The organism is Deltaproteobacteria bacterium (assembly GCA_026388545.1).
Lineage (GTDB): Bacteria > Desulfobacterota > Syntrophia > Syntrophales > UBA2185 > JAPLJS01.
Map to the genome: position 1 here is coordinate 19,125 of JAPLJS010000041.1, position 18,228 is coordinate 37,352.

An 18,228-nucleotide genomic window follows, 5' to 3' on the forward strand; every position below is an offset into this window, starting at 1 on the left:
GTATGGCTCCACATTTTCTGCTTTATTCTCGTTTCTATATGTAACCTTAATTCTCTTTAAAGGGAATTAAGTATGCTATTCCTGGTATTACCGGTCATATAGAAAGGCACAGAAACATCACCAGACAGAAAACTCAGGAACCTTTAATTTATTTTTTGCTCGCAGACCTTACGCAGATTATTCAGGACATTAACGTAGTCTTCACGGTTGCGAATCTGAGCAAATAGTGATTTTTGTTTCACCCTATCTTCATGGCTTAGAAAAGGACCGGCGATTGTTAACAATTGGTTGAAATGTGTAACGGCCCGATTTGTGTAACTTACTCGTGTTGTGTAGACAAGAGTGAGAGTAAATAAAAATAAACAAAAAATTGATGAGAAGAGGAACATTCTGCGTGTATGCCTTACTTTTTCCTCTTCAGATTTCGGCCGTGGAAAAAAGAAAGTATTTGACAGAAGACCCAGAAGAAGGCCCGGCAGGAAAGACAATAAGAATGTTAAGAGAGCCAAACTATATTGTTCATGGAGCCCCTGTGCAATGTCTTCATATAGCCCATTTTTATACTTGGTTATACCGAGAGTCGCAATTTCGAGAACAAAGTTGGTTCCACTGAGAGCGATTGGTTTGAGAATGTACTCCCAAAGTCCCGAACCTACGGCCCCAAGAATGATAGTAATTATGATCCATTTTATATAATTCTTATCAATTTTCAAGGACATTAGCCTCCATAAATGTATAGCAGAGGGGTCAAATCTTTATGGCCTGTTGCCCAGCAAAAAAATGGGGACATAGGGACCGTTGTACTAGCTTCCCATTTTATCCTTTTATGCTTGCTAAAAAAACCCTGCATCTCTTGAGATGCGGGGTTCTGTTTCAAAACGGTGTTCTCTCCTTGTTTTTAAAGACGGGATGAAAAACTATATTACTCTGGCTCTCGTGCTACCTCCTTGAACTGATTGAGAAAGATACGCTTTCTTGCAGGATTGTCAAGGAAAATATAGGGTAAAGGGTATAGGGGTCAGGGACTAGAACAATGAAACGCTACTCGCAAAGGCGTTTTCGTTAAATGACTGGATTCCCAATCAGAGCTTGCCTCCGAATGTATTTGTCGGGGGTCGGGAATGACAAAAGAGGTATTGTAAATTTTGGTGTCATACTATCGAATAACAATCAAACCATTTATTTTTATGAAATTTTACGCCGCTGCGTAAACTACCTCGCCATTGCAGGCGTAATCGGCAACAGGAAATTCTCTTCTGTTCCATTCATCGGAAGTTATAGCCACAGCCTCGATGGGTTCAAATATCTCATAAATCGCCTCGGAAAGTAAATCGATCCTCTGCCAGTAACCCATTCCATCGAAGTCATCGGATATGACGACAAGATCAATATCGCTATCCTCTCTAAATGTTCCGTCTTTAAATGATCCGAAAAGGATTATCTGTTTTATCGTGACATCCCTGGATTCAATGGCCTTTTTGAAACGATGAATTATTTCTAATACTGAGTTCTTATCCATTCAAGGGCCTCTTTGGTTTTGGCAAGCATCTCCTTCACTATTTCTGCTGTAAAATCCCTCTCTAAGTTTCGTAATTCTTCGGGATATCTATCTTAGATTAATGCAAAGTATATTTCCGTAATATCCAACAGTCAAGCCTTTTTACCGAAACCTTCTACCAATATAAACAAGCATTGCAGGATTAGGTCTTGCTTTTTGCCATCTCGTCTAATCTTCAATGAGTGAATAAAAAAATCCCGCACTCACAGCAAGATGCGGGATTATGTTTCAAAACGGCGTTGCCTCTTCTTGTCAGTGGAGGGGTGAAAAGTTAAATTTTCTTAAGAGACGCTATACATCATTGAACTGATTGAGAAAAATACACTTTCTTGTAGAATTGTCAAGGGGTAATTAAGAAACGAAGATTTCTCGCGGAGTTTACCCTGAGCAAACCGAAGGGCTCGAAATGACATAGAGGGATGGTTGGAATGAACAGAGATGAGATTATGTGAACTTTTTTCTTCTGTGCCTTTATTCTGCAATGTGCTATGATTATTGAAAATAAAAACGCGCCACCAGATATCACAGAATATTCATTCCAGGAATTCAAGAAATACAAAGGAGGAAAAGATGAAAAAGATTGACAGGTTTTATTTTGTAACCATGGTAGTTGGCCTTCTCTGCCTGGGCTTGATGCTCTATACTAATGCATCCGCAGCGGTTAAAAACCCATGCTCCGAAGATATCGAGAAGTTCTGCAAAAACGTCAAACCCGGCCCGAGAGCCATCATGAATTGTCTTGAGGAGCATGAAAGCGAGCTATCCAACGCGTGCAAAGAATACGAAGCGAAGTTGGAAGGACCAAGAGTAGAAAGGAAAGAAGAAATAAGGGAAAAGATAAAGTTTCGTCAGGCCTGTAAGGCAGATGTTATCAAATTCTGCAAGGATATCGACCCCGTACCGGGCGGGATTGAAAAATGCCTGAATGAGCATAAGAATGAATTATCCACCTCGTGCAGTGAAAGTATAAAAGCTCTGAAGGAAGAGAAAAAGAAAAAAGAATAAGTCTTATCCGCTAAAAACCCTCCCCATCCCCAATGTGAGAGGAGACGGGTAGATGCCGGATTACCGATCAGAGCCTGCCCCCGAATGTATTTGTCGGGGGACGGGAATAACAAAGTGGTGGCAAGCCATTTCTCTTTAGGCTCCGCGAAGGCTTTATTAATAGCATTCTTGTTGAATTGAAAAGCTGTATGGCAATCTTTGCATTGATTGATTTATTTTTTGGCTTTTTTAAACAAGGCGCATCGACTCAAGGAAATCTTAGGATTCTCGTACAGTGTAAATCCTGCCTGCAAAGCCAAATGCACTGTTTCTTCAAAGTCTGCTTTTGTAGTATGAATTTTCGGTTCAACCAGGAGAAAACCTCCCTTATCTTTCAGCAAAGAGAGCAGTTCAGCCAAAAATCGCTGTTTATACGGTACTTCGTGCAGCATCCAAAACGCCAGAATAAAGTCTACACTACGATTGATGCCTAACGAATCTGAAGAACACAACTGCAAATCAATGCGCTGCTGCACACATGAACGTATCGCCCGTTTGTTAAGATGGGAGAGCATTTTTTCCTGAATGTCCGCCGCAATTACGCGACCGTTTTCACCAACCATCTTTGCCATGGGTATTGTAAAATAGCCCATCCCCGGTCCAATGTCCAAGACCACGTTTCCTTCATTTATATACGGACGAAGTATTTGATTCGGATCATGGAACAGCGTGCGAAGAACATTGTCAAAGGTGAAACATATCCACCATGGACACACACGCTTCCTATAAAAAAGGAGGTCGAATAATTTATTCATATTCATGTATCTGTTATTAAGGCTATGCTATGGTAGCTGTATCTAACGATAATCACATTGTAAAGTAATTATGTGGGGAGTAAGCTGGTTGGGAAGTTTGTTGGGAAGAGCGAAATCAGGTCGGGAATGACAGAGGGATGGTGTTTTTAAAGGTCGCTATTTATAAAAAATGAAGGAGCATGATGTTCTATGAAAGCGTCTGATCTATTTGTGAAACAGCTCGAAGAGGAGGGAGTGGAATACGTATTCGGTCTGCCGGGAGAGGAAAATCTTGACTTCCTCGAATCTCTCCGCACAGCGTCGATCAAGGTGATCATTACACGTCACGAGCAGACCGCTGCGTTCATGGCTGCAACCTATGGAAGGCTCACCGGAAAAGCCGGCGTTTGCTTCTCGACGCTGGGGCCCGGGGCAACGAACCTTGTGACCGGCGTTGCCCACGCACAGCTTATCGGTGCGCCGCTTGTTTCGATCTCCGGTCAGAAGCCGCTCAGGGCGAACTGGCAGGCCCGTTTCCAACTCATTGACGTGGTGAACCTGATGAGGCCCATAACCAAGGACTCGGTCTCCATCATCGATCCGGATACCATCCCCACCATTGTGCGGAATGCCTTCAAACTGGCACAGGCGGAACGACCCGGAGCAGTGCACATTGAGCTGCCGGAGGATGTAGCAGCAAGCAAAACAGATTCGCAGGTGCAGAAACGGGGATACATGCGAAGGTCGGCGCCGGATTTCGAGGCAATCGCCCGGGCGGCTGAGCTTATTAACAAAGCGCAGCGCCCCCTGATCATCCTCTCGTCCGGAGCAAACAGAAACCTGGTCAACCGGCAATTGAAGCAGTTCGTTGAGAAGACGGGCATCTATGCGATACACACACAGATGGGGAAGGGCGTTCTGAGTGATGAATCGGGATACAGCCTCTTCACCGCGGGTATCCACCGGCGCGATTACGTGAATTGCGGGATCGACCGCGCCGATCTCATCATCACGATCGGGTACAATATCGTCGAATATCCGCCGTACGTCTGGAACAGGGATCTCAGCAAGAAGATCATCAATATCGACTTCGCCGAAGCAGAGATAGACAAATACTACAATCCCGATATCGACATAATCGGCGATATCTCCTCCTCACTGAAGCAACTCGGGGAGATGATCACCGCAAGGGAAAACGACGAGACGTTCAAGGCTGTGCGTGAATTCCTGAACCGGAAGCTGTCGCTTGATTTCAAAAGGCAGTATCCATTGACGCCGCAGGAGGTCGTGGGGCGTGTACGGGAAGCGCTGTCGCATGAGGACATCCTGACGCTTGACAACGGAATTTATAAGCTGTGGTTCTCCCGGCTCTATCGAACATACAAACCGAACACGATCCTGATGGACAATGCACTGGCGACGATGGGCGCAGGGCTTCCCGCGGGCATTACGGCAAAAATGCTCTGTCCCGATCGAAACGTGCTGGCAGTGGTGGGAGACGGGGGATTTATGATGAACTCCCGGGAGCTTGAGACCGCCCTGCGGTATAACGTTCCCCTCGTTGTCCTGGTCTTGAACGATAATGCCTTCGGGTTCGTCAAGTGGGAACAGCAGAGCAAGGGATTTCCGGGATTCGCTCTCGATTATTCGAATCCGGATTTCGTGAAGTATGCCGAAAGCTATGGGGCCGTGGGCATAAAGGTGAAGGAGGGAGACGACCTGTCGAGACTCTTGCTTAATGCTTTTTCGCTGAAGAAACCCGTCCTTATCGAATGCCCGATTGATTATTCAGTCAACTACGAGACGTTCTCAAAAGAGCTCGCGAATGTTGTGTGCGAGAGCTAAGGAGCTGTCACGCAACAGTTATTACGTGACAGCTCCTTAGCAGAAACAGGCGATGTATGTTCCAGGTACTTCAACCGCTCTTTATCGTTTTTCAATGGGAATATAGTCGCGGGGTTCGGGCCCGGTCCACAGGCTTTCCGGACGATAGATGCGATTGTCGCTCCTTTGTTCGAGAATATGGGCAAGCCATCCGGCAACTCTCCCCACGGCAAAAATCGGGGTAAAGAGAATGGCGGGAATACCCAGCAGGCGATAGACGGCGCCGGAGTAAAAATCCACATTCGGATAAATGGGCTTACCGGCAGTTTCCATTTTACCGCGGAATACTTTTTCAACTTCCTGCAAAATTTCATAGTACCGAAAGTCCTGCTTCTTTTCAGAAAGCTGGACAAGATATTTTTGTATGATGTTTGCCCGCGGGTCTTTCGCTTTATACTCACGGTGGCCCATGCCCATTACCTTCCTCTTCTGGGCAAGGGCTTTTTCCATCCATGCGGCCACATTATTCTTGTCTCCGATTTCCTCGGCCATTTCGATCACGCGCTGGTTTGCCCCACCATGAAGCGAGCCATAAAGGGCGCCGATGGCGCTCGATATACTGCAGTAGCAGGTTGAAAGGGTTGAAGCAACAACCCGCGCGGCAAACGTGGATGCATTAAAATCATGTTCGGCATGGATCAGCAAACACTTATCCATGATTTCACCTTCGAGGGGTTCCGGCTCGGCTCCATGGAGCATATACAAGAAATTGGCCCCGTGCGAGAGGTCCATGCGCGGTGCGACATATTTCTTGTTTTCCCGATAGCGGCCATACGCGGCAACAACGCCGGCAAGCTGTGATACCTGAGACAGTGTATCGCGGCAGTTGCAGGTGGCGGAATGCTCGATGCGGTGTTTTACATATCCGCTCAAGTAGGAAACAGATGATTGCAATAATTCCATGGGATGGGCAGAGGCAGGGAAAGACCGTATCATATCCAGTACCGGCGGGACCAGGGGGCGGCTTTCCCGCATACGCTGAGAGAAATCCTTCAGCTCAGCGGCAGTCGGAAGCTTCTCATAGAGAAGCAGGTAGCACACTTCCTCGTAGTTTGAGTAGGCAGCAAGATCCTCTATGGAGTAGCCCCGATAGTAAAGTTTTCCTTTCGTGCCATCGATTTTACAAATACGGCTTTCATCAACCACTACCCCTTCAAGACCTTTGGAATATGGTTTGTTTTCCATATGAGCTCCTTCTTTTTAGCATTTATCTTTCTTCGCGGGAATGATAAGTTGAGACGAAACCGTCAGAATTTACGTATTTTAAATAAAACTCGTTCTTCATTGAAATATTTGGTACGTAGATTTATTTGTAAGCGTTTTTCCTTCAGTCCAGCATCTCCCTGACCTTCCGGGAGAGTTTTTCCAGGTGAAAGGGCTTCTGGAGGAAACCGTTGCAGCCCCGGTCCAGGATCTGCTGAGCATGACCGTTGATGCTGTAACCGCTGGATAGTAAAACCCGGATCTCCGGATTGATCTCCCGGAGCCGATCAAAGGTCTCCCCGCCCGATATACCCGGCATGATCATGTCCAGAATCACCAGGTTAATGTCGTTTCTCTTCTCCCGGTAAACGGCGATCGCCTCCTGACCGCTTCCGGCAATATAGATCCGGTACCCCAGAAATTCCAGCATTTCCTTGCTCACATCCAGGATCATTTTTTCATCATCCACCAGCAGGATCGTCTCTGTACCCCTTAGGACTGTTTCGTCAACCGCCTTCTTCATGACTACTTCCTTTTCCGAAGCCGGCAGATAGATAGTAAACGTCGTTCCATGCCCAGTCTCACTGTAAATATTGATCATACCCTCGTGACCCTTGATGATGCCATAAACCGTTGCCAGTCCCAGTCCCGTCCCCCGCCCCATAGCCTTCGTCGAGAAAAAAGGATCAAATATCCGCTCCCTTGTCTTCTCGTCCATCCCCATGCCGGTATCGGTAATGGATGTCTTCACATATTTCCCCGGCTTGATGGTGTAGGGAAGCACCCGTTCATCATCCAAAAGAATATTCTCTGTTTCCAGATAGATCTCGCCACCCCCGGGCATTGCCTGCCAGGCGTTCACATAGAGATTCATAAACACCTGCTCCATCTGCCCCCGGTCAACCTCAACGGCCCAGAGATCTTTCCCGTATTTTAAATGGATGGTGATTTCCTTTTTGGTTCTGCCGAACATGGAGGAGGTCTTTTTGATGATATCGTTCATGGCGGTGGTCCTCACCTCATATCTCCCCCCACGGGCAAATCCCAACAGTTGCTTCGTTAAATCTGCCCCGCTTGCCACCTGCTCTTCAATACGCTTCAACCGCTCATAGTGGGGATGGGATGGATCGATATCCAGAAGCATCAAGGAAGCATGCCCCTGGATACCCATGAGCAGATTGTTGAAGTCGTGGGCGATGCCCCCAGCCAACGTCCCGATTGATTCCATCTTCTGGGCTTGATTGAGCTTCTTCTCCATATCTCTCATTTCAGTGACGTCCTTCATGGAACCCACGACGCTTATGATACGACCTTGCGAGTCCAGGTTGAAGGCGCTGTTCATATTGAAAATCCGCTCCCTTCCCTCTTTTGTTAGCATAACCCCAATGTGATTATTGACGGATTTCCCTTCGTCCCGAATGCTTTTGAATAGTTTTCTGTAGGTTCTCTTGTCTTCTTCCTTAGTAAATTCAATGAAGTACCGTCCCAATATTTCTTCTTCGTCATGGCCCAAGATTCGCTTCCAGGATGGATTCACGTATGTAATGGCCCCCAAAAGATTCATGGTGTAGATAATGTCCGGCGCGTTCTCACTCAAAGCACGAAAACGCTCCTCGCTCTCCCGCAACGCTTCCTCGGTCTGTTTGCGCACTGATTCCGATTGTTCCAGTTCCTGGATTCTCTGTTTTAAGACGGATATCTCTTCGATCAGTTCCACATTTGTCCTGGATCTATCTTTCATCTGGCGCCCCCCTGCAGCAACTAATGGTAATGGCTGGAAAAAAAGATGGTAGTATTTGCTACGAGACTTATTAAATTATGTAAAAGTTACCGGATAACCATTGAGATGTCAAATGGAATAGTGTCAATCAGAGGCTGTTTATCACTTGATATCAGAAGCTTGTCCTGACTTATGCTGATCACTGATTACAGGATGGAATTTACAAAAAGGAGTACCACTTTTCGGGGGGCCTATTCTTCAATGGGAATGATCCGCACACGCGCCACCCCCTTGCCGAGAAAACCGAGTTCACGAGCCGCCGCACGCGAGAGATCGATTAACTCAAAGCTGCGCTTGCGGCAGCGATCATTGACGGTCACCACGACCGATCGGTTATTGGCGAGGTTCACAACCTTTACCCGAGTACCATAGGGAAGGGTTGGATGGGCCGCCGTCAGCTTCTGTGGGTTATGGATCGCGCCCGAACTGGTCCTTCTGCCATTGTAACGTTTGGCGTAGTGGCAGGCTTTTCCCTCCACGCCCTCCAGCTCCTCTACTGAGGAAGAACCCTCTTGCTTTGTTGCACTTGTCTGCGGTTTTTTAGTCTCTTTCGCCTGAAGCGGCAGCGTGGCGACAAGAAGGGCAAGCTGACACGCAATAACTAAGAACACCAAGCTCCCCTTCGGATTCGCAAAAAACATACGTACCTCCTTTGCGGGTGAGTATTTTAATCGAAAAGGTTGATTAATGTCAAGCAGAACCTGGCAAATTGCGACACAACTCCTTAACTCGGGGAGACCTAAGGTCTCCCCCCTTTTTTTCAGCTTTGCACTTACAGGGCACGTGTGTACGCAAGCTTTTTCCCATCGGAGAGCTTTGAATCAGCAGTTTTTGGCAAGGAAAATCTCAAAAGCAAAAACTTTAGCTGGCATATGGGAAAAAGTAGCGGTAAAATCAACTGAAAGTCTGTACTGCTACTCTATAAAGGAAAGGGGTATGTCATGAAAATGCGTATTTATGTGCTTGTATTTATTCTGTTTTTTGTTTGTTTACCCGCAGTTCACGCTCAGGAATATGGTAAAATCCGAGCTCTGCAACAGAGGGCGGCTTATGTAACCAAACAAAAGAACGATTTCGTTTCTCGAGTGCTGACCTCTTACACCATCCCTCATGAACGTAATGCGCAGGGCGCCGTTGTGCGCATAAATATGGATGGCCGGTGGCTGGATGTAACTACCATCGAAATTGTTCCTGTGCTCAAAGAAACATCGGACAAGCAACAGTACGTTGCAGCTCATGAATTGTTCTTCTACACCGCGAATGATATACTGGATTTGGTTTCGGAGCTGAAAATCCGCTAATCTGACGGGTTATTGCCTCCACGTTGTTACCACCCTCGGAAACTATAACCTATTTAAGGCTCCGCAAGCGGATAGAGGTTAATCATATTACGGCCTAAGGCGGCATCATAGCGCACTTCTCCCGTCTTCCCCACAATTTCGATACCTTCTAGCTTCCTGAGATCACCGATATCTGCCCTGACATCCGCCAGCGCCCGTTGACCGTCCTGCAAACGACCGATTACCGTAGCCCTTTCCGGCCGCCCGTCCTGATCGTAGCGAATCATGAACGCCTCTATCGTCAGAAGGCCTGAAACCCGTTCAATGGGATCGGGAAGGGCCTCCGCATCAATTGCCTTCTGGACGACAGAAACATCGTGATCCTCCCATGGGTAGTCGGGAGGTTCCGCACTATAGATGCCGATGGCGTGCTTCGAGTTGTACCAGCCGTTGGCCGTTACCATTGCCTTCAGGCGGCTATCATGGCGAATACGGTTCACTACGGAAACAATGGCATGCATAGTATAGTTATTGCCGGGACCGCCGAAATAGGCAAGCCCCCCGGTGACGGATACGTCCCTCGGATCGTCTTCCGGAATGCCGATAGCCCGGCGTGAAATCTCCACAGCAGAGGGAAAACAGCTATACAGGTCGAAGACATCGATGTCATGTAAGGAAAGCCCTGCCTGCTTCAGGGCGAGACGGGATGCTTCCGTGATGGCCGGCGAATCATGAAGTTGCGGACGCTGTGTGACATGCCATATATTGTTCAATTCCGCCCCGCCCATCGGATAGACCCATCGGGAACGGTCGATGCCGAGCTTCTGAGCATCCTGATCGCTCGTCATAATCAGCGCTGCCGATTGGTCCACGTTGATGTTGGCCACCATGCGAAACGTGTATGGGTAGACTACAGCGCGATTGCGGGGCGTCGCGAGAGTGATATCTTCTGCAGAGAGTACTCGCCGGCTCCAGGCATGGGGATTCTGTGAGGCGATGCGTGAAAGGCGTTCATAACAGCGGCCCATGGTGAGACGGTGTTCCTCAGGTGTTCGGCCGGAAAGGCTGCGCAGGGCGGTTTCAAAGAAGGGATACATAAATTGGGGCATAAAAAGATCATACGCCTCTTCAACCCTGTTGTTTGGTTCATCATACTTGCCGCCTTGCGTATCGAGGATGCTCTTTTCATGATCACAGCCAAGGTGAAGCAGGGTGTCAAAATTTGCTTTGAGATCCTTTTCCCTCAGTTGACGGAGGGTCTCATTGTCCGGCCAATCCAGAGCCGCTTTTCCTCTGGAGTGACGGTATAGGGAATAAATAGCTTCCGCACCGGAGATCAGAACAGCCCTTTTTCTGCCGGCTGCAATATCACGGGAAAACTGGTTTACAAGTTTCTGCGGTGTGTTGCCGCCGATCAGTGAATAGATGGCATCTCGGGGTTTAACGCCCAAGGCCTTTGTGAGCATGTGCGGTGTATTTTCGTCATCGCGGGAAAAGCTGTTGACCACACAAACGGTATCTATGATTGCGGGCAAGGCGTCTGAACCGGCGTCGGCAAAGGCATCTCGACTGGCTCTGATCATGAGGCCAAGCGGATCAAGGGAAGGAAAGGCATCTTTTGACTGGGTGAACTGCGCAGCGCCGACAAGAATTGGTACAGGTCTCGATTTCATGCTGGGGACTATAAGCCAACGAAGCAACTTTGTCAAATGTTCGGGAATATTTACCGATTCAGTGTCAACCCTGACATTTTTTAATCAATTATCCACCCTCTTTAACTATAACATCACCGTAATTTCTCTTTCTCCGTAAAAAGTTGACACTCTATCCCAGAAATAGTGTACATCTCCTTTGAAGGCATTAACCGCGACTTGAAACCTGCCGCCCGACAACCATAAGGAAAGGCTATGTCATACGTAATATAAAAATGAGAACAGGAAAAACAGTTAATTTCTGTTTCTTGTCTCTCTTGCCTTTTACCGGAAGGGCGTTCTTTCCTCATGACCTTTACCTACGTATCAACGCTCTTGATTTCCCAAACGGGTCCTCTGTTGTTTATTGTACTCGCTAAGTCTGATCAATTCATTTATGTAGCACCTTTCAGCTCGTAATTCACGAACGTCATCAGATCAAATTAGTGTTGTGCTGCAAACTTCTGACACCTACGAGTCCACACTTCTTATGGTTGTAAATTCTTCACAATTACGAATAGAAATACGGTAAAAGATGCAGTTGGACTTGACCTGGCGATCCGGAGTCCCGGGTGCTTAAGGATGTATTTGATTGGTCCTGATTTTCGATGGTGCTTATAATCCGTATGCTTCTGTGTCATTCCTCTGAACAGACGAAGGGATCATTCAAATAAATTTTCTCGAATAACCCCTTGACCATTTTTGCCGTTGTTCCTTTGAGCGTCCATCGGATTCGATGATACAGGGTAGAGGACCATGGGTTCAGCGCTCAATATTTCATTGCTCCCGCAAGCTTTAAATTGGGCAGGAAAAACCCTGCAATGATAACTCCACTGATGATCACGGCCCAGATAATGTACTTTAGCATCTTCCGGGAATCTATCTTTGTTTCAATCTGCATGCCAGAAAAAATAAAACCAAGAACAAAAAACACAATAATGACAATAGCACCATGCGTTGTCCAATGATGCCCAAGTGCCGCCTTCATAGCACTCATGACGGAGTCATTCTTCTCCTTAATGATCAGGATAATGGCATTCAGCAGGCTCGTTACGACCAGTGACAGACCAAAACCGGCGGTATATTTTTCCAACGGTGTATTCTCCATAGCTATTACCTCCCCATAAGTCCCATGGTTACGCCTTTGCTGATGATCCCACCGGCGCCTTCCATGAAAAACCCTAATAAAACTATCAGCGCGGCAATCCCGAGAACCAGATTGCGTTTCTGCTTCTCCGCGAGAGGAACGTTTCTATAGACGGCGATCGGCAGGTATATACCAAGTAGCAATATCACAAAAAAGATATGCTCCTTGACTTCCATGAAATAATTGTGGGCCCACGGCCATTGCCCCGCTTTTATGATATCCCTGTCATGGCCGTAGTAAACCACATACCAGTATCCTCCGATAAGATAGGCAAGAACAATCAGTACGGCGACTGCTAAGCTTAATTTTTTTATCCTCTCAATATTCCCCTCATTAATATTCAAGACATCCACGAACAATGCAACGACACACATGATGCCCAGAACACCCAATGCTACATGACTCATCATAACGCCCTGGATAAACATAATCTCCTTCCCTTCTGTAAAACTTCATACTGAATACTTTTTAAGTAAATATTTAACTTCATAAATCTACGTTACCTGTTTCTGAAATAATTTACTTTGGACCGAAGGTAAATTGATATGCAATGTAAAAGTTGTAGTAGTTCGGACCGTAGATATCCTGGCCCGCAGAGAGCAGAATATGGTGGTTATCCGTCAGGTTTATGATAGCTCCGATGGTGTAGCCCTTGCTCTCGTCGATATCGGCTTTACTTGCAGTTTTATAGTACAGTTCCGCTCCGATAGTCAGTCTTTTGTTGATCTCCCGCTGTAACAGCCAACCGAAATACCACCAGTCCCTGTTCCCTTCGCCGGATGTGAACCAGTAGCCTCCTCCTCCATAGGTCGTCCATGGCCCCCAGCTCTTCTGGAACCAGAGGGGCAGAAAAAATTGGGCTTTGCCATTTCCTAAACCTCTCGAAGACTCGCCGGTGGGAATTTCCAGCAGTGGAAATGTTCCCACTTGAGGAAAATACTTCGTTTCCTGGATGAAGCGATACTTGATGCCGAACTCCGTATCACCGTATCCGTATTGCGACGCCTCTCCTTCCGGCTTTACATATTGGAAGGGAGCGATTAAATGGACCTGGACATTCGGCACGAGGCCGTAGTTAATCTCGATGTGGGGTAGTGTGGCAGAGTTCTGGTCTCGATCATGGCTATATTGTGACGCGAGATATATCTCCCAATGCTTGTATTCTACCGGTTCCGGGTCATCGGTTTTAAAAGGCGGACCGGCTGAGGCAATTTTCGGGACGGTGATAAAGACAAGCCAAACAGCAAAAGCTGCAAATACGATTCTTAATAACCGCGGGGGACAAACAGTAACATTCATCGGTTGACCTCGCTGATATTGGGATTACCAAATATTTACTGACGCATCTCTTTGTACTGGTCTGAAGAAAAAATTAGCCCATTTATATTTTTATAATTCTAATGCCGGACGTTTTCCATCGGTGGAAACCTTAATATCGTCTTCTAAATCTCTTAATGCATATCTTTTTTTGGATGATTACCTAATCGAAAGAGAAGAAAGATTTTGCTAAATATAATATACTGACTTTCACTTCTATTGAAGATTGACGATATCCATGTTAAATTTTGTATGGATGGATAAAAACAGAAATGAAACGTTACAGGAAGATACAAATGTTTGTTTGTGTCACTAATGTTGACAGCTGTTGGTGATGAAAAGTAAAGATTACGGTTCGAAAGTAAGAGCCGCCCCACCGGCAGATGAGACAGCTCTTAGAGTATGAGCATATGTGGTGCGGGTTTACAGTTGTTGAACTCCCATCATATTAGGCTTGCGACCTGAGTTTAGCTGGCGATGAGGAAACACAGAACGTTTCTTTAAAGATTTACTGCCCCTTAAAGCTGGGTTTTCTTTTTCCGATAAAAGAAGCGATTCCTTCTTTCGCATCAGATGTTTTGCCTATCCAAATCATTCCTCTTCGCTCCAATTCGAGCTGCCGCTCCAACAAGGCAAGCAGGGCATTATTGAAGTTCTCCTTCACGATAGAATAAGATAATGTTGGGCCTTGAGCAAGCTTCAGTGCAATATCCTTGGTTTCTTTTTCAAGTTCACTGTCATCAACCACTTTATTGACCAGTCCCATTTCGAGAGCCTCTTTTGCATCGAATACAGGGTCCATGTAGACCAGCTCTGAGGCTTTATTAAATCCAATCAGCAGCGGAACCAAAAGGGTCCATGCCCCGTCTGGAACCAGGCCAATAGACGTATAAGCTTGCTTAAACTTTGCAGATGAAGCACAAATTCTCAAATCACACGCTGCAGCAATACTCACACCAACCCCAGCAACCGTCCCATTGATCATGGCAAGGACAGGCTTAGATATCCGGCGGATACCAGTGATTGTAAAGTTTAATAGCTTCGTTAATTGCCGCAATGTCTCGCTGGTGTCGGGGGAGCTTTCAAACATCGCCACATCACCCCCTGCGCAGAACGCTTTGCCCTCACCCGTAATCACGATAACTTTTACATCCTTATCATCTCCGCAGATTTCCAAAGCCTTGATGAGATCGTTAAATAAATCAAAATTAACTGCATTAAACGCTTTGGGTCGATTGAACTTAATGACAGCAACCTGATCCGCTTTTGTAAAAATAATGTTGTCATACTGCATATTTCCATTCCTCCTCTCTCCGTTGATATATAATATTTACAGCTTTAGGCTAATAGTTTGACATCCAACTGTATTAGCAAAAAAATTAGAGGTTCTTGTCGAGCTTGTTCAGCAGATGGACTAACGTCTCCCTTTCGTCATCCGAGATACCCATGTATGACTGGACCCTTAATTTTTGAGCGATAAGCTGAAAGTCGGTTTTCAATGCCGTTCCTTTCCTGGTCAAGGCAATGAGGCTGATCCGATTATCGGCTAGATGGCTCTTTTTTTCTACATACCCCATTTTGATCAATTTTTTCACCAGAGCCGTAATCGTGGATTTGTCCTTGTCGATAATCCTCGCGATTTCTGACATAGGTAACGGCCCTCGCACCATAAGAGATCCCAAAATCTCGCCGTGAGAGGGGGCCAGTCCTTTGATGTGATGGGCCTTCAATTCATGGGTTAGGAATCTATTGGCCTTGTATTGGATCCGGCCGATCAAAAAGATAATGTGATCCTTTTTCATAGGTGCATGATAGTTTTATATCAAACTATTGTCAAAATTTATTTTGGGTTGAAATGTTGAATGAAAGAGTGAAATCTAAAAATCAACATAACAGGAAGAAATCCCAAATTTTATTATTTTCCTTTACCGGCTTTATCGTACAAAATCATTGTCATATTTTTCATCCTTATCGTTGCGCTCTCCGAATCTGTCGGGATATATCCATCTGCGGGCGCCTCTCCTTGCGTGGTCTCTCGTTTTAACGAGATTCTTATGCCGGATCGGGCTCCACTTTTCAACCACAAAATGTTTATCGCTTTGACAAATATTACAAAGAGTTGTAACCACTCACACGGGATTCAGGATTATATAACTCCATGTAACAGTGATAAATCCCGGATCGATTCACATACGGAAACAGATAATGCTTTCTCTGGGAATCGTATCATTATTTTAGATAAATACAGCAACATCTCCCGGGAAGAGAAACCGCTCATGGGTTTGCCAAACCAAGGGATTATCGGTTTGAAATCAACAGCAGGTAAAAGTATTTGCGTCTCGATTACTGTACCAATAACAGTGGTGCTCGCAAGCGTGTTGTTCCTTCTGGGCTGCTATCATCACACGACTCTCCCAATCAAAGAGTACATGCTTGACAGCACGAAGCGACAAAAGACGCTTGTTATATTCCTCCCAGGTTATGGCGGCTCAATGGACGATTTTAAGCGTGAAGGGATTCTCGACATAGTGCGCGCTCATCAAACTCCTGTAGATGCGGTGACAGTGGACGCCGATCTGCGGTTTTATATTGATCGCACGTTGCTTACGCGGATTGATGAGGATGTCATGCCGAGGATTCAGGCTGGTCGGTACAACATGGTTTGGCTGCTTGGTAACTCCATGGGTGGGTTAGGCTCTCTGCTCTATTCCCAAGCGCATCCGGGGCTGATCAAGGGCATTATACTGCTAGGGCCATTTCTGGGTGATGAACCAATTATCAAGGAAATTGCCGGATCAGGTGGATTACTCCAGTGGTCGCCAAAAGACACGATGAGTGATAATTACCAGCGGGATGTCTGGATGTATCTGAAAAGATGTGTTCAGGATATTTCGGGAAACTCCCCCCGTCTTTTTCTTCTTGCCGGCCGGGATGACCGTTTCCATGCTGCACACCAACTGCTCGCTTCGGCTATGGATTCTACGCATGTCTTCTGGGCCGATGGAGGGCACGATTGGGCCGCTTGGCGCAGTTCATTTAGTGCATTTACATGTCAATTTACGTTCGATTGAAGCTCCCCTCGGAATAATCTTGGGAAACATCGATCCTTACGAACATTATTAATCGCGTTCATTCTCTGCCCCCAAAGCAAACTTTGGGGATTGCCCTCGTTGCGGATTTAATTCCGGACTTAGGGAAATGCAAAATGAGAGGTCAGCCGTTTTTGCCGAACCCCCTGAATGCGTCATAGTATTTTTGTTTCTGCTCTTTTATATATTACCAGTTTTTTTATCGACGGCAGCTTTAAATTTTTCCGCATTTATGACAAATCTCTCATGAGTCGCCTCGGATATCTTTTCTGCATCATCATATGCTTCCAATGAAAATGTCAATTTTCGTCCCTCTGCCTTTTCCAGTTTCCCCTTGACGGTAATTGTCATTCCCTCCGGAGTTGCCGCAGTATGAGTCATATTTATGCCGATGCCTACCGTCTGCTCATTGGGCCAGTCCAGATGGGGGTTGAGCGCTTTGATACAGGAAAATTCATACAGTCCTACGAGGAATCCCGTAGCAAAAACCTTCGGCATGACCTGGCCCTCGCCAAATTCCGGGTAAAGGTAGGGTACGGTCTTGTTTTCTGGAACCTTGAACGTAAACTCAACAGTCAGTCCGGGCTGTAAGGAATCTTTCATGATATACCTCCATTATGATAGTTAAATTGCATCTGAGGCAATAAAGCGAAATTTTTAAAATAAGTCAAACATAAAAATGCTTTTCGACATTTCATCATATGCAGATGTGCATGAGCAAAACTTGACGTTGTAGACAGTATTAGATAATATACTATCCGTACCCAATAAAATACCGGGAATTTATATGGATGATCACACCGCCTTGAGTCAACTTGAGGGATTAGCTTACAAGCTGGGGATACAAATACGGTATGAAAAAATTGTTGAAGAAGAGTTAACGAGTACAGGCGGCCTCTGCCGATTAAAAGGAGAATGCGTCATTATTGTCAATTCCAGGGCATCCGTAAAAGATAAAATTCAAACCTTGTTGACAGCCCTAAAAAATTTTGATCTCACTGATGTCTATATTATCCCTGCGCTAAGAGAATTATTTGAGAGGGTTCAAAAAGATTAAAAATAAATCGAAAAAAGTACGAGTGTTTAATTAGAGAGATAAGTCTTTTAGAGTGGTTCCTGGGTTATTTCATTCAGTATTAACAACAAGAGTTTCATGCTGACGGTTTAAAGTAACCCGCTCATTGTAAATGCGAAACCGGGAAAAAGGAGAAAAAGAAGATGGAATTAGGAGATATGGTCGTCATCGATCATCCCAAACATCCGTTTAATGGCTTTGTGGGTAAAATTGTGGGAAGGCGGGGAAACAGGACACCGGATGATCTCTGGATACTGGTCTATATTGTATCAAAAATGAGGGACTACCTTGTCCCCCAATCGATGCTTCGTCTGGTAAAGAAGGAAAAGGATCAGTCCCAGATTCAATAAGAGACTATGGAATAGTAGGGTAATGTTGCCTCCGCAGTGAGCGCGATCCCCGAAGATCGCGTTGGGGTTAACAAGC

General features: G+C 45.9%; 19 protein-coding genes. 6 read left to right on the forward strand and 13 right to left on the reverse strand.

What is annotated here, in order from left to right:
* Window positions 1-143 precede the first annotated feature (143 nt).
* Together NTW12_03955 and NTW12_03960 are read right to left on the reverse strand one after the other, a co-directional pair.
* Complete coding sequence (locus NTW12_03955) at window positions 144-713, reverse strand: hypothetical protein (protein MCX5845499.1); 570 nt, start codon at window positions 711-713, stop codon at window positions 144-146.
* A gap of 482 nt (window positions 714-1,195) precedes the next feature.
* Entirely contained in the window at window positions 1,196-1,519 is a 324-nt protein-coding gene (locus NTW12_03960) for a nucleotidyltransferase domain-containing protein (protein MCX5845500.1), read from the reverse strand.
* 609 nt (window positions 1,520-2,128) lie between these two features.
* On the opposite strand from NTW12_03960, the gene NTW12_03965 reads away from it, so the two are divergent.
* Window positions 2,129-2,563 carry a cysteine rich repeat-containing protein gene (locus NTW12_03965; protein ID MCX5845501.1) on the forward strand — a complete coding sequence of 145 codons (435 nt, stop codon included), beginning with the start codon at window positions 2,129-2,131 and terminating at the stop codon, window positions 2,561-2,563.
* A gap of 212 nt (window positions 2,564-2,775) precedes the next feature.
* Here NTW12_03965 and NTW12_03970 read toward each other — a convergent pair whose 3' ends face one another.
* Window positions 2,776-3,357: a class I SAM-dependent methyltransferase gene (locus NTW12_03970; protein MCX5845502.1), complete on the reverse strand. Its 582-nt coding sequence runs from the start codon at window positions 3,355-3,357 to the stop codon at window positions 2,776-2,778.
* Window positions 3,358-3,546: 189 nt separating this feature from the next.
* Here NTW12_03970 and NTW12_03975 point away from each other — a divergent pair, with 189 nt between their 5' ends.
* Window positions 3,547-5,181 (forward strand): acetolactate synthase large subunit, encoded by a 1,635-nt coding sequence (locus NTW12_03975; GenBank protein ID MCX5845503.1) that lies wholly within the window; start codon window positions 3,547-3,549, stop codon window positions 5,179-5,181.
* 81 nt (window positions 5,182-5,262) lie between these two features.
* Here the strand turns inward: NTW12_03975 and NTW12_03980 are convergent, their stop codons facing one another.
* The 3 genes from NTW12_03980 to NTW12_03990 all read right to left on the reverse strand — a co-directional run bounded on the left by NTW12_03980 (window position 5,263) and on the right by NTW12_03990 (window position 8,844).
* Window positions 5,263-6,405 (reverse strand): citrate/2-methylcitrate synthase, encoded by a 1,143-nt coding sequence (locus NTW12_03980; GenBank protein MCX5845504.1) that lies wholly within the window; start codon window positions 6,403-6,405, stop codon window positions 5,263-5,265.
* A gap of 142 nt (window positions 6,406-6,547) precedes the next feature.
* Window positions 6,548-8,164, reverse strand: a complete 1,617-nt coding sequence (locus NTW12_03985; protein MCX5845505.1) for a PAS domain S-box protein — start codon at window positions 8,162-8,164, stop codon at window positions 6,548-6,550.
* Window positions 8,165-8,394: 230 nt separating this feature from the next.
* Window positions 8,395-8,844, reverse strand: coding sequence for a septal ring lytic transglycosylase RlpA family protein (locus NTW12_03990; protein MCX5845506.1), 450 nt, complete (start codon window positions 8,842-8,844; stop codon window positions 8,395-8,397).
* A 300-nt stretch (window positions 8,845-9,144) separates the two neighbouring features.
* Between NTW12_03990 and NTW12_03995 the strand changes: the two genes are divergently transcribed.
* Complete coding sequence (locus NTW12_03995; protein ID MCX5845507.1) at window positions 9,145-9,504, forward strand: hypothetical protein; 360 nt, start codon at window positions 9,145-9,147, stop codon at window positions 9,502-9,504.
* 53 nt (window positions 9,505-9,557) lie between these two features.
* Here NTW12_03995 and NTW12_04000 read toward each other — a convergent pair whose 3' ends face one another.
* From NTW12_04000 to NTW12_04025, 6 genes are all read right to left on the reverse strand, one after another.
* Window positions 9,558-11,156 carry an acetyl-CoA acetyltransferase gene (locus NTW12_04000; protein ID MCX5845508.1) on the reverse strand — a complete coding sequence of 533 codons (1,599 nt, stop codon included), beginning with the start codon at window positions 11,154-11,156 and terminating at the stop codon, window positions 9,558-9,560.
* Window positions 11,157-11,943: 787 nt separating this feature from the next.
* Window positions 11,944-12,282: a hypothetical protein gene (locus tag NTW12_04005; GenBank protein ID MCX5845509.1), complete on the reverse strand. Its 339-nt coding sequence runs from the start codon at window positions 12,280-12,282 to the stop codon at window positions 11,944-11,946.
* A 5-nt stretch (window positions 12,283-12,287) separates the two neighbouring features.
* On the reverse strand, window positions 12,288-12,749 hold the full coding sequence (locus tag NTW12_04010) for a hypothetical protein (GenBank protein MCX5845510.1): 462 nt from the start codon (window positions 12,747-12,749) through the stop codon (window positions 12,288-12,290).
* Between the two features lie 91 nt (window positions 12,750-12,840).
* Window positions 12,841-13,620 (reverse strand): hypothetical protein, encoded by a 780-nt coding sequence (locus NTW12_04015; protein ID MCX5845511.1) that lies wholly within the window; start codon window positions 13,618-13,620, stop codon window positions 12,841-12,843.
* Between the two features lie 526 nt (window positions 13,621-14,146).
* Window positions 14,147-14,932, reverse strand: coding sequence for an enoyl-CoA hydratase-related protein (locus NTW12_04020; protein ID MCX5845512.1), 786 nt, complete (start codon window positions 14,930-14,932; stop codon window positions 14,147-14,149).
* Between the two features lie 85 nt (window positions 14,933-15,017).
* Entirely contained in the window at window positions 15,018-15,440 is a 423-nt protein-coding gene (locus tag NTW12_04025; protein MCX5845513.1) for a MarR family transcriptional regulator, read from the reverse strand.
* Window positions 15,441-15,692: 252 nt separating this feature from the next.
* On the opposite strand from NTW12_04025, the gene NTW12_04030 reads away from it, so the two are divergent.
* Window positions 15,693-16,709 carry an alpha/beta hydrolase gene (locus NTW12_04030; GenBank protein MCX5845514.1) on the forward strand — a complete coding sequence of 339 codons (1,017 nt, stop codon included), beginning with the start codon at window positions 15,693-15,695 and terminating at the stop codon, window positions 16,707-16,709.
* Window positions 16,710-16,907: 198 nt separating this feature from the next.
* Here NTW12_04030 and NTW12_04035 read toward each other — a convergent pair whose 3' ends face one another.
* Window positions 16,908-17,330 (reverse strand): thioesterase family protein, encoded by a 423-nt coding sequence (locus NTW12_04035; GenBank protein MCX5845515.1) that lies wholly within the window; start codon window positions 17,328-17,330, stop codon window positions 16,908-16,910.
* Between the two features lie 184 nt (window positions 17,331-17,514).
* Between NTW12_04035 and NTW12_04040 the strand changes: the two genes are divergently transcribed.
* Window positions 17,515-17,784 carry a hypothetical protein gene (locus NTW12_04040; GenBank protein MCX5845516.1) on the forward strand — a complete coding sequence of 90 codons (270 nt, stop codon included), beginning with the start codon at window positions 17,515-17,517 and terminating at the stop codon, window positions 17,782-17,784.
* Between the two features lie 161 nt (window positions 17,785-17,945).
* Window positions 17,946-18,152 (forward strand): hypothetical protein, encoded by a 207-nt coding sequence (locus tag NTW12_04045; protein MCX5845517.1) that lies wholly within the window; start codon window positions 17,946-17,948, stop codon window positions 18,150-18,152.
* Window positions 18,153-18,228 lie beyond the last annotated feature (76 nt).

Bases quoted from the DNA above. Each gene is read 5' to 3' on its own strand.
- NTW12_03960 (MCX5845500.1), bottom strand. From the start codon at position 1,519: ATGGATAAGAACTCAGTATTAGAAATAATTCATCGTTTCAAAAAGGCC.
- NTW12_03965 (MCX5845501.1), top strand. From the start codon at position 2,129: ATGAAAAAGATTGACAGGTTTTATTTTGTAACCATGGTAGTTGGCCTT.
- NTW12_03970 (MCX5845502.1), bottom strand. From the start codon at position 3,357: ATGAATAAATTATTCGACCTCCTTTTTTATAGGAAGCGTGTGTGTCCA.
- NTW12_03975 (MCX5845503.1), top strand. From the start codon at position 3,547: ATGAAAGCGTCTGATCTATTTGTGAAACAGCTCGAAGAGGAGGGAGTG.
- NTW12_03980 (MCX5845504.1), bottom strand. From the start codon at position 6,405: ATGGAAAACAAACCATATTCCAAAGGTCTTGAAGGGGTAGTGGTTGAT.
- NTW12_03985 (MCX5845505.1), bottom strand. From the start codon at position 8,164: ATGAAAGATAGATCCAGGACAAATGTGGAACTGATCGAAGAGATATCC.
- NTW12_03990 (MCX5845506.1), bottom strand. From the start codon at position 8,844: ATGTTTTTTGCGAATCCGAAGGGGAGCTTGGTGTTCTTAGTTATTGCG.
- NTW12_03995 (MCX5845507.1), top strand. From the start codon at position 9,145: ATGAAAATGCGTATTTATGTGCTTGTATTTATTCTGTTTTTTGTTTGT.
- NTW12_04000 (MCX5845508.1), bottom strand. From the start codon at position 11,156: ATGAAATCGAGACCTGTACCAATTCTTGTCGGCGCTGCGCAGTTCACC.
- NTW12_04005 (MCX5845509.1), bottom strand. From the start codon at position 12,282: ATGGAGAATACACCGTTGGAAAAATATACCGCCGGTTTTGGTCTGTCA.
- NTW12_04010 (MCX5845510.1), bottom strand. From the start codon at position 12,749: ATGTTTATCCAGGGCGTTATGATGAGTCATGTAGCATTGGGTGTTCTG.
- NTW12_04015 (MCX5845511.1), bottom strand. From the start codon at position 13,620: ATGAATGTTACTGTTTGTCCCCCGCGGTTATTAAGAATCGTATTTGCA.
- NTW12_04020 (MCX5845512.1), bottom strand. From the start codon at position 14,932: ATGCAGTATGACAACATTATTTTTACAAAAGCGGATCAGGTTGCTGTC.
- NTW12_04025 (MCX5845513.1), bottom strand. From the start codon at position 15,440: ATGAAAAAGGATCACATTATCTTTTTGATCGGCCGGATCCAATACAAG.
- NTW12_04030 (MCX5845514.1), top strand. From the start codon at position 15,693: ATGCCGGATCGGGCTCCACTTTTCAACCACAAAATGTTTATCGCTTTG.
- NTW12_04035 (MCX5845515.1), bottom strand. From the start codon at position 17,330: ATGAAAGATTCCTTACAGCCCGGACTGACTGTTGAGTTTACGTTCAAG.
- NTW12_04040 (MCX5845516.1), top strand. From the start codon at position 17,515: ATGGATGATCACACCGCCTTGAGTCAACTTGAGGGATTAGCTTACAAG.
- NTW12_04045 (MCX5845517.1), top strand. From the start codon at position 17,946: ATGGAATTAGGAGATATGGTCGTCATCGATCATCCCAAACATCCGTTT.